Raw genomic sequence first — 1,835 nt, forward strand, 5'->3', positions numbered from 1 at the left:
TGCCCGGCTGCTTGGCTGACGGTCGCGTTTTTAATTTTTCCTGCAACTGGCTGGGACTGGCGAAACTTGACCCACGCCAGCCCGGCAGGAAGCTTCACGCGACCTTTTTCAAGGCGGCAATACTTGTCAAAGTTGACGAAGCGGATAGCGTCGCGGTTGTCGCTTTTCTTCTTGAAAACGGGAGCCTTGGCGGCGAGTTTTTTATCAAAGCAGCGCATCCACGCGCCGTGCAAGTCTTTGAGTTTCTGCTGGAGGTTGTCGGTATATGCCTCTGTCAGAAAGGCCATTTCTGGGTCTTTCTTCCAACTGGTGAGCATCCGGTTCAGCTCAAAGGCAGAAGGTAGTTTTTCGCCAGCATCCAGAATGCGCTTTGTCTCTGCCAGCCCGTGATTCCAGACATAACGAGCACAACCGCCCAACTGGCGCAGGCGTTGCGCTTGTTGGGCGGTCGGTTCGAGTCGGAACTTGTAGGCTTTCAGAATTTGCATTTATCACTCAGTGTGCAGCATTATTACCATATCTATTAAGCCCGATTGAGTGACAGAATGCAATTCACTAAAATTAATAAATCACGCCATGCGGCCTACGCTTTGCACGTACATTTGGTGTTTATCACCAAGTATCGAAAGCCGATATTGGGGGAACTGCATCACGCTTCATTCGGTCAGTGTGCGGCATAGGTTTGCAGAGATTTTGGTGCGGAACTGAAAGAGTGTGACGGAGAGGCTGATCATGTTCACATGCTGATAGAGTACGGCCCAACAGTGCAGCTATCGGTGCTGGTGAACTCGTTAAAGGCGGTCACATCAAGGCGACTGCGTAATGAATTTCTGGACTTGAGGGGTGCTTACAGCAAACCCGTACTCTGGTCACGCTCTTACTTTGTGGGCTCTTGCGGCGGTGCGCCGTTAGAGGTGATCAAGCAATACATTCAAAACCAGCGGGGCTGACGCCCCGGCGAAATTCCCCTCCCACCTACGTCGGAGGGAGTCCCCTTTCGCATTTAAGATGGAGAGGAAGGGGAGCACATTGACCGCATGCTGATCCATCAGGACCCGCACCTCGCCGCCGAGCAGGGCCCCCATGCGCACCAGATTGAAACCGTAGAGCAGGATGTTGACCACGGTGAACACCAGCACCGCAGGCAGATAGTCAGGGTAGCCATGGCGCCATATGAGCCAGACAATTACCGCCCCCACCATCATGTAGCTCAGGCAGGCCAGCAGCACCCGGGGGGCCATCTTGTCGTTGAAGATGACGCTCCAGCAGAGGATCAGCAGATAGACCAGCATGAAGAGGGTGAATGCCCGCCAGTTTGGCGGCTCCCCGAAGAAGCGCTGGATGGCGAGTGGCATCAGGGCGAGGCAGAAGGTGATGAGCAGGTTGGCCAGCCAGATCCCCGCGATATGGGGAAAATGCCTGCATGAAGAAGAGCGATTGCGCCGCCAGGGCACAGAGGCTGGACCACCACCAGAGCCCGAGACCGGGTATTTCCCTATGGGTCGACCAGATGATGGAGAGGGTGATGAATCCCAGGCTGTAGCCCCCGAGGGCCATCAACATCAGGGTAAATACGTCCAGATTGAGCAGAATTGAGGCGTCCATTCCCGAACCTTCCAATGGGGATGGCTGAGTATATGGGAAGCCCATGACAAGACACAGAGGGAGCCTATGGGCCGGGCAAAAATATTGGTTCTTCGCGGGATCCTGGGAAAGTGGAAGTTGACAGACAGGGTGCTGGTAAACTGGTTGTCGCCAAACACACCACCACCATCACCCTGCTGTCGCCGTGCATCATATTGATATTGCCTCCTTCTGGCCAGGTTATACCGTCA

The 1,835-nt window shown here is 54.5% G+C and carries 2 protein-coding genes and 1 pseudogene; 1 reads left to right on the forward strand and 2 read right to left on the reverse strand.

Annotation, left to right across the window (positions count from 1 at the left end; translation table 11 throughout):
• Positions 1 to 488, reverse strand: a 488-nt coding sequence (locus tag J9889_RS23000; protein WP_210558348.1) for a helix-turn-helix domain-containing protein, incomplete at its 3' end; no start/stop codon positions are given.
• Positions 489 to 545: 57 nt separating this feature from the next.
• Between J9889_RS23000 and tnpA the strand changes: the two are divergent.
• Positions 546 to 950, forward strand: a pseudogene (gene tnpA / locus J9889_RS23005) (IS200/IS605 family transposase).
• Here tnpA and J9889_RS23010 read toward each other — a convergent pair.
• On the reverse strand, positions 909 to 1,454 hold the full coding sequence (locus J9889_RS23010; protein ID WP_223916153.1) for a hypothetical protein: 546 nt from the start codon (positions 1,452 to 1,454) through the stop codon (positions 909 to 911). The pseudogene tnpA and the gene J9889_RS23010 overlap by 42 nt on opposite strands.
• Positions 1,455 to 1,835: the final 381 nt, after the last annotated feature.

It is taken from the genome of Aeromonas sp. PrichA-15 (genome assembly GCF_017939245.1).
Taxonomy (GTDB): domain Bacteria; phylum Pseudomonadota; class Gammaproteobacteria; order Enterobacterales; family Aeromonadaceae; genus Aeromonas; species Aeromonas caviae.